Source organism: Alienimonas sp. DA493, from assembly GCF_043951915.1.
Classification (GTDB): domain Bacteria; phylum Planctomycetota; class Planctomycetia; order Planctomycetales; family Planctomycetaceae; genus Alienimonas.
On the sequence record NZ_JBINJD010000195.1, the window covers coordinates 1 to 8,392 of the forward strand.

Consider the following 8,392-nt stretch of genomic DNA (forward strand, 5'->3'; position numbering starts at 1 on the left):
CTTGCGCTCCGGGCTCAACTCGGGGGCCGAGGGCGTCCAGCCACCCCCGCAGCGTCTCCGGTTCCCGCCCGCAGACGGCCAGCGCGGTGCGGGCGCTTTTCGACAGCTCCTCCAACCCTTTGCCGGGGGCGTAGACGGCTTTGCTGTCCGCGATGCAGAGCCGGTCCGCGGCCACGGTGCGACTCAGCACGCCGGGCAACGCCTCCACCGGATCGACCTCCCACGGTTCGTCGCGGGTCCGCCAGACGCTGACGCCGATCACCAGCGGGCCGAGGTTCGGGCCGAGGCCGGCTTCGTCCACGCCCACGATCAGCCCGCCCGGCGGCGGGGGAGCGGCGGGGGGCTCGTCGTCGAACAGGCCGCTCATTTCGCCCACCGCAGGGCGCCGAAGGGGCGGTCGGCGTCGTCGGTCAGGGCGACGGCGTCCGCCGCCGGCGACGGCCAATCGGCGGCGCCCACGCCGGGGGTGACCCGCCGCATCCGCAGGGCCCACGTCGCCCCGGTCGGCGGCGGCTCGGGCGAGAGTTCATCCAGCGGAATCGCCATCTCGATCCGCCAGTCCCCCGGATCGTCGGCGCTCGCCCCGGCTTCGCGGGAGACGTGCACGGCGCAGCGGGGGTTCCAGTCGGCATCGCCGCAGCAGTCCTCCGCGACGGCGCCGTCCGCGGCGACGGTCAGTCGCCACGCGGTGCCGAGGTCGCGGTCGACGTCCAGTTCCACCTCCAGCCGGTCGTGGGGGGCCGTGGGTTCGTCGTGGCCGCGGGCCGTCATGTTGACCGCCGGCAGCGGCGCCCGCGGGTCGATCGGCAGGGAGGCGGCGAGGAACAGGAACCGGTCGTCCCGGGCGGTCATCACCAGCCCGCCCCGGCTGCGGCCGGCGGGATCGGTCAGGACGGCGGCCTCCGCGGCCCGCCAGCAGGGGTCCGCGAAGGCGCCGTCCAGCCGGGGGACCGCGGCGGTCGTGCCGCAGGGGAGGAACGCCGTCGGATCGTCGCCGGTCAGAATCGCGGTCGCGGCGGAGCCGGGCGGCGTGGGCACGCCGAGCTGACGCCGGGCCGCCGCCAACGGGCGCTGCACCTGTCGGGTGGCGAACCGCCGGGGCGCCCGCTGTTCCAACAGGGCGCCGAGCCGCAACACGCCCTCCAACTGCCGTTTGCGAAGGGCCGCCGAATGGCCGACGCCGCGAGCCACGTTCACGTCCGCCGTCTCGACCCGCGGGTCGGCGGCCCGGGCGGCGCCGGCGGTCACCACGGCGTCGCGGGAGGTCGTCACCGACTCCACGCCGATCGGTTCCAGCCGCAGCGAGGCCCGCTCGCTACCGGCCCACAGCCGCATCAACTCCGGCAGCGCCGCGTGGGCGGCGGGTTCGTGGGAGAAGCGGTTCGCCAGTTCGATCAGCACGGCCTCCGCGGCGTCGATCTCCCCCGCGTGGAGGAGTTGATCGGCGAGGCGGGCGAGGTCCGCGGCGGCCAGGGGAGCGGGCACGCCGGCGGCGAGCGGGCGGAGGTTCGCCGTCACGTCCTCCGGCCCGACCAGCGAGGTCGCCGCCCCCGCCGCGATGCGATCCGTCGCCGCGGTGAGCAACCGGCGCCGCAGCACGACGCCGGACTCCGGCTCCGCGACCCGCGGCCGCCCCCACCGCCGGGCCGGACCGCCCGCGGCGAGGTGCAGCCCGGCGTACAGGGCGTCCCCGGGGGCGGGCGGCGGCGCCGTCGGCAGTTCGATCGGCCGGAACCCCTCCGCGGCCGGGGCGGGCGTCGGTTCGCTCCGTGAGATGAGTTGCGACCGGGCGGACGCCGCCAGATCGCCCGCCGTGCCGCCGAGCGTCCGCAGCGGGTCCGCCGCCCGCACCGTCACCGCGGCCGCCTCGCCCTCCGGCCGGCGCTCCAGCACGCGCGGGACCCGCCACGGCCGCAGACCGAGTTGGTCGAGTTCGGACAGCCGCGTCGGGTCGGCGGCGAGTTGAATCGCCTGCTCCGCCGCTTTGCGGACCAGCACGGCGGAACCTTTGGGCGCCGCGGACGGATCGGCGGCGGGGAGGATCACCACGCTCGGCCGCCAGGTGCGAATCGCCCGGGCCAGCCGGCGGGCGAGCCGGGGGCCGGCGCCGCCATTCACTCCGTCGCCCTCGTGCCGTTCGTTCCACTCCCGCACGATGACCGCCGGGTCCGCCTCCCCGCCGGGGACGGTGAGCGGAAAGTCCCATCCCAGCAGACCCGCGGAGCCGCCGGCGGTGAGCACCGCGGAGTCCAGCCGGCCGGCCTCGCCCGCCGGGCGGACGGCCGCGGCGCCGAGGTCCCGCCGGATCGGGCAGAGCACGACGGCCCGGCAACCGTCGTCGGCCGCGGTCGCGGCGAGGGCGAGGAAGGGGCCGTCCGCGGGATCGGCGACGATCGCCAGCGCCGCCGCCCGCCGCCCGCCGGCCCGCACCGCGTTCCACCCGACCGCCGCGGCCTCCGCGGGCCCGGCGTCGGTACGGACGATCGCCCCGAAGTCGCCCACCGCCAGGCCGTAGGGGCGTTCGTTCCCGTCCGCGTCCCGCACCTGAGCGAAGGCGACGGCGTTCAGCGGGGCGGTTCCGGGGACGCCGCCCGCCGTCCAGCGGGGCCGGCCGTCGGGGCCGGGGGCGCGGACGAAGATCGCCCCGCCGGGGTCGCCGCAGACGGCCAGCGCCTCGCCGTTCGCCCAGACGCCCCGCAGGTCGAGGTCCTGGGCGACCGGTCCGCCGGCGGCGCGTCCGGCCGTCGGCAGCGGGCCGGGGACGGGTTCCCAGGCCCGGCCGGCGGTGGTCGAGCGCCAGACGCGGCCGTTCTCCCCGCAGGCGAACGCCGCGGCGCCGGCGGCCGTGACCGCGTTCAGCGCCGGCAGGCCGCCGGGAGCCGCGGGGCTGGCGGACAGGGCCCCGCCGCCGGCCAGCGCGATGCGACCGCGTTCGCCCACCAGCACGGCCCGCTCCGGCCCGGTGAGGGCGGCGGCCCGCCAGTGGCCCAGCCGCGGGCCGGGCAGCGGCGTCCACGCGGCGCCGCCGTCCTCGGTAGTCCACAGCCCGGACGGGGCGGCGTCGGTCGGTTCGCAGGCGGCGACGCCGCGGTCCGGGGTGAAGAACCGCACCGCGACGACGTTCGGCAACGGGGTTTCGTCGACCCGCTCCCACGTCGCCCCGCCGTCGGTCGTCTTCAAGACCACGCCGACGCTGTCGCCGGTGAAGGCCTCCACGCCCCCGCCCGCGGCCCAGCCGAGGGCGCCGGTGACGAACGACAGGCTCCGCAGCGACCACGCCGTCGGGGTCGTTTGGAAACTCCAGGTGCGGCCGGCGTCTTCGGAACGCCAGACCGCCCCGCGGTCCCCGCAGGCCCAGGCGTGCGGCCCGGCGAGGCAAACCGCGTGCAGATTCGCGTCCTCCTGCTCCGGCGTCGGGGCGGCGGGCTCGCCCGATCCCGCGAGCGACAGGGCGGCGGCGAGCAGCGGGGTGATGAGGTGCGACACCCGCGGGGTGTAACCCATCGCCGCGGGCCGACGGAACGGCGGCTCGCTTCTCCCCTTCCCCAGCCGTGGAGCCGCGACCGGATGCCGTTCAGCGGTCGCTCAGTGGTTGTGGCCGGCGTGGGGGTCGGGGGCGCCGCCGGCCTGGTTCTTCAGGGCCATGCGGAGCTGGTAGGCGGCGGTGACGGCGACGGATTCGCCCGGCAGGACGCTGCCGTCGTCGGCGATGACGACCCGCTCGCCGTCGCGGTAGCGGACGCGGACGGGGCGCTGCTCGAAGGTGGAGCCGTTCTCGACGAACACGAACCGCTCCGCCCCGGACTCCGTCACCGCCCGGGCGGGCAGCACGATCACGCCCTCATACCGGCCGACCGGCACCCGCACCCGCATCCGCTGGCCGGGCTTGTACTTCCAGGTGACGAACCCGCCGCCCTCGCGCAGCCTTCCGTCGCGGAGAATCGTGTTGGGCAGGCCGACGTAGAAGGGCAGCGTGCGGGAGTCCGGGTTCACGTCGTTGGCCACGTGCAGAATCTGGAGGCCGGGGATCGCCGCCCCGTACGGGTCGTCCGCGTCCCCGTCGTCGTCCCCCGCGTCCAACGCGCCGCCCGTGTCGCCGTCGGGGGTGAGCAGCCCGTCGGCGGGGATCGCGGTGACGGGGCGGTCCTGGCGGGCGGCCCGGGTGACGGCCTCGGCGTCCGCGGCGAAGGCCCGACCCTCGATGTAGAGCCGCCGTAAATCGTGCAGTTCGACCAGCTCCGCCCCGGCCTCCACCGCCTCCCCGGGGCGGGCGTGCAGGTGGGCGACCGTCAGGGGAGCGGCGGGCGACGCGGCGCCGGAGACCGGCTCCGGCCGACCGACGGCCTCCGGCGGGGCGGCCCCTTCCTGAGCAGCGGTCGCGGGCCGACGCAGGGCGGCGGCGGTCACGGGCAGATCGTGCCGTTCGTCGTGCCCCGGGTCCGTCGGATCGTGCGGCCGGGGGACCTCGATCCGCACCTCGCGGACAAGGTTCCGCGATTCGCGGATGCCGGCGATCTGGGCGTCGGTCAGACCGTGCAGCAACAGGGCCTGCCGCTGGGCCTTCAGCAACCCGGCGAGCTTCTGGCGTTCGTACTCCCGCTCCAGCACGACCTTGCGGGCGACCACGCCGCTGCCGGCGGCCTCCAGCCGGGCGATCTCCCGGTCCTCGACGTCCAGCGCCTCCAGGGTGGTGAGGTAGTCGGTCTGGGCGCGGACGACGTCCTCGTGGGTGAGGCGGAGGACGAACAGCGGGTCGCCCGGTTCGACGGCCTGGCCCTCGGTGACGAACACGTCCGTGAGCACCCCGGTCATCGGGGCGGGCACCCGCAGCGAGGTGCGGCCGGGAATCGCCGCGACGACGGCGGGGACCTCGATGTGCCGGGTGAAGTCCGAGACCGTCACCTCCGCGGTCCGCAGGCCGAGGGTGCCGCGGGCCTGCTCGGACAGCCGGATCGTTTCGTACGGCTCGTCCCCGCGATCCTCGTGGGCGCCGTGATCGTGCCCGGCGTGGGGGTCTTCGGCGGCTTCCCCGGCGGCGGCCGGATCGGTCCCGGCGATCAGCCCCTCGGCGGCCGGTCCCCACCAGCCGTACGTCAGCGCCGCGACCAGCGCCAACGCCGCGGCCCCCGCCCAGGCGAGCCGCTCGGCGGTCAGCAGTCGCCGGAGATCGGGCCGGGGGAGACGCATCGGGACCTGCCGTGGAGAGAAATGAGCCCGGTCAGGGTAGCACGGCGGCGGGAGCCGGATAGAACGCCCGCCGACTCTGCTCCCCTCCCCCCGAAAGGGGGCGAGGGAAGATATTATTCCGGGGAGCCGACCTCGGCGTTCAGCCTTCGAGGTAGCGGATGCGCTTTTGCATGTCGACGTTCACGCTGGCGTAGCGACGGCCGAGGTGGCCGGGTTGGAAGGTGTCGGACATCCAGAACTCCACGTCGTCGCGTCCGAGGGCGTCGGTGAAGATCGTGCGGAGGTAGTCCCGGCCGACCTTGGAGGGGCCGAACAGGCGGTCGTCGTAGAACTCCGGGGCGACGGTGCGGGCCCGGATGATGCCCCAGCGGTCCCGCAGACGGTTGGCGGGCAGGCTGTCGTAGGTGAAGCCGTCCCGCTCGCTGAAGTTGATGATGCTGACCGCGTTGGTCAGTCCCTGGTGGAGCATGTCGACGGCGTGGCCGCCGGACTGCACCGCATGAAAGCGGTCGAAGGCGACGGGCCGTCCGCCGCGCTGGGTGTGGCCGACCTTCCGGGTGAAGATTGCCCGTTCGGCTTTGTCGTGGCGGTTGGAGCCGCGGAAATAATCGTCGCCCAGTCGGGCCACGAGCTGCCGCTTCAACTCCTCCGCGGCGCCTTGGAAGAGCACGTTGCCGCTGGGGTCGGTGCTGGCGGCCTTGGCGCCAAGCTGCTCGCCGGTGGTGTCCCGCACGCCTTCGCCGACGACCAGCACGACGTTCTCCTGCTGGTCGTACAGGCGTTTGATCTCCGTTTCGAGGGCGTCCAGATCGATGGGGACCTCGGGGATGAGGATCATGTCCGGCTGGCCGTAGGCGCTGCCCAGGGCGATGAACCCGCTGTCGCGGCCCATGACCTCCACGATGGCGATGCGGCGGTGGCTTTCGGCGGTGGTGCGGATCCGCTGGATGCCGTGGGCGACCACCAGCACCGCGGTGGCGTAGCCGGGGGTGGCGATGTTCACCATCGTATCCCGGCTGACCGAGATCGGGCTTTTCCGCTTCACATAGGTCGGGGCGGCGTTCGCCGCGTCCCGGCTCGGGTCGTCGTTGGAGGTGACGGGATCCTGCCGCAGCCAGTCGTTGGGCTCGCCTTCGTAGTTCAGGCCGAGGTCGTTATCGATCGTCTTGGGGGCGAGCACGCAGGGGAGGAACTCGCTGAGCGGCTGCATGCCGTTGATCGTGCCGTCCCCGCCGACGCAGATCAGCGCCTCCAGGCCCAGCCGCCGCAGGCGTTCGGCGGCGACGCGGCAGTCCTCGAAGTTCTTCTCGCCGATATAATGCCGGCTGCTGCCGAGGATCGTGCCGCCCTGGTGCGGCTGGAGTTCGGGGATCGGTTGGAGCAGCGGGTTGAGCCGCACGTGCGGCGCCCGCGGGTCCATCATCCCGCCGAAGCCGTTCATGATGCCGGTGACGGCGATGCCCAGTTCGCTGGCCCGGCGGGTCACGCCGTACAGGGTCGCGTTGAGGGCGGGGGTGTCGCCGCCGGCGGTGAGAACGCCGAGGTGCTTCATCGGATCGTGCGGGAATTGAGGGCGGGAAAACCGACGAGCGTGGGCGGGAGTCTAAACCGCGGGCCGGGCGTACGTAACGCGGAGGCCCGGCCGGACCTCCGCGGTACGGGACGAGCCCTCAGGCGCTGGCCGTCGTCGCCTCGACGGCGCGGACGGCGGTGCCGCTGTCCGGGGTCCAGCCGTCGGGCAGTTCGGTGTTCTTGGGCAGCACGAGGATGCCGTCCCGCAGCACGCCCCAGTCGTAGTCGGCGTCCGGGGCGTACTGGGCGCCGGCGGGGGCGGCGGGAGGGGCGAAGGCGATGTTCCGGCCGATGCGGCAGTTCTTGTCCACGATCGCCCCCTCGATCGTACTCCCGTCGCCGATGCCCACCGGGGGGCGGCCGGCGGCGAAGTCGTCGGTGCGGTGCCAGTCCTCCTGATAGAAGTCCGCCCCCATCACCACGCTGTTGCGGATCGTCACCCCGTCGCCGATATACGACCGCAGCCCGATCACGCTGTTCTCGATCGTGCAGTTCTTCCCGATGATGCACCCGTCGGAAATCAAACTGCCGGTGATCGTCCCCCCGCCGATGCGGGAGGAGGGCAGGTAGCGGGACTGGGTGTAAATCGGGGCGGCGGCGTCGGCGAAGTCGAACGGCGGGGTCGGCCCGGCCAGCTCCAGGTTCGCCTCGTAGAAGCTGCGGATCGTCCCGATGTCCTCCCAGTAGCCGTCGAACAGATGGGCCTGCACGTGCTTGGACTGAATCGCCCGCGGGAAGACCTCTTTACCGAAGTCCTCCGCGTCGTCGGCCTTCAATAATTCGACCAGCACGTCCCGGTCGAACAGATAAATGCCCATGCTGCCGAGGCAGTCGCGGCCGTTGGATTGAATGCCGTGGGCGTCCATCCAGGCCGGGTCGGTGCGGACGGCGTCGATCGCCTCGTCGGTCTGCGGCTTCTCGGTGAAGTCGGTGACGCGGCCGTCGTCGTTCAGCGTCATGATGCCGAACCCCTTGGCCTGCTGCCGGGTGACCGGCAGAGCCCCGATGGTGACGTCGGCGCCGCTCTTTTTATGCGTCGCCAGCATCTTGGAATAATTCATCCGGTACAGCTGGTCGCCGGACAGGATCAGCACGTGTTTGACGCCGTGCTGTTCGATATACCGCAGGTTCTTGCGGACGGCGTCCGCGGTGCCCTGGTACCAGTCGTGCTCCGCCTCGTCCTGCGACTGCTGGGCGGCGAGGATCTCCACGAATCCGTGGCCGAAACGGTCGAACTTATAACTCTCCCGGATGTGCCGGTGCAGAGAGACGGAGTTGAACTGGGTGAGCAGATAAATCTGCTCCAGCCCGCTGTTCAGGCAGTTGGAGATGGGGATGTCGATCAGCCGGAACTTCCCGGCCAGCGGGACCGCCGGCTTGCTGCGGAGTTCCGTCAGCGGGAACAGCCGCGTGCCTTTGCCGCCGCCGAGGATCAGACTGATGAGGGACGAACGGGCCATCGCGGCGCTGCGTGGTGTGCGGAGGATCGGTCGGGTGAGGTCGCGGGGCGACCGTACCGATCCGCCGCCGGACTTCCCACCGGGCGGCGACGGGGTCTGACAAACTCTTCACGTCCGCCGGAAACCGACGGTTGGGCGGCGGCGCGGCCCCGATCGTGAGCCCGGAGCGCGAG

At 73.5% G+C, this 8,392-nt stretch carries 4 protein-coding genes and 1 pseudogene; all 5 read right to left on the bottom strand.

Features of this window, described 5'->3' with window-relative positions; genetic code table 11:
• Positions 1 to 367 (bottom strand): annotated as a pseudogene (locus tag ACG2DA_RS20225) (hypothetical protein); the annotation flags it as partial.
• The gene (locus ACG2DA_RS20230) at positions 364 to 3,504 is read right to left on the bottom strand and encodes a hypothetical protein (RefSeq protein ID WP_395258167.1); all 3,141 of its coding nucleotides are present in this window, start codon (positions 3,502 to 3,504) and stop codon (positions 364 to 366) included. The gene ACG2DA_RS20230 and the pseudogene ACG2DA_RS20225, both read right to left, overlap by 4 nt.
• 81 nt (positions 3,505 to 3,585) lie before the next feature.
• Entirely contained in the window at positions 3,586 to 5,187 is a 1,602-nt protein-coding gene (locus ACG2DA_RS20235) for an efflux RND transporter periplasmic adaptor subunit (protein WP_395258168.1), read from the bottom strand.
• 139 nt (positions 5,188 to 5,326) lie between these two features.
• On the bottom strand, positions 5,327 to 6,739 hold the full coding sequence (locus ACG2DA_RS20240; protein ID WP_395258170.1) for a 6-phosphofructokinase: 1,413 nt from the start codon (positions 6,737 to 6,739) through the stop codon (positions 5,327 to 5,329).
• Positions 6,740 to 6,857: 118 nt separating this feature from the next.
• Entirely contained in the window at positions 6,858 to 8,219 is a 1,362-nt protein-coding gene (locus ACG2DA_RS20245; protein WP_395258172.1) for a glucose-1-phosphate adenylyltransferase, read from the bottom strand.
• Positions 8,220 to 8,392 lie beyond the last annotated feature (173 nt).

Excerpts from the sequence above, each read along its gene's own strand:
- ACG2DA_RS20230 (WP_395258167.1), bottom strand. The coding sequence starts at position 3,504 with ATGGGTTACACCCCGCGGGTGTCGCACCTCATCACCCCGCTGCTCGCC.
- ACG2DA_RS20235 (WP_395258168.1), bottom strand. The coding sequence starts at position 5,187 with ATGCGTCTCCCCCGGCCCGATCTCCGGCGACTGCTGACCGCCGAGCGG.
- ACG2DA_RS20240 (WP_395258170.1), bottom strand. The coding sequence starts at position 6,739 with ATGAAGCACCTCGGCGTTCTCACCGCCGGCGGCGACACCCCCGCCCTC.
- ACG2DA_RS20245 (WP_395258172.1), bottom strand. The coding sequence starts at position 8,219 with ATGGCCCGTTCGTCCCTCATCAGTCTGATCCTCGGCGGCGGCAAAGGC.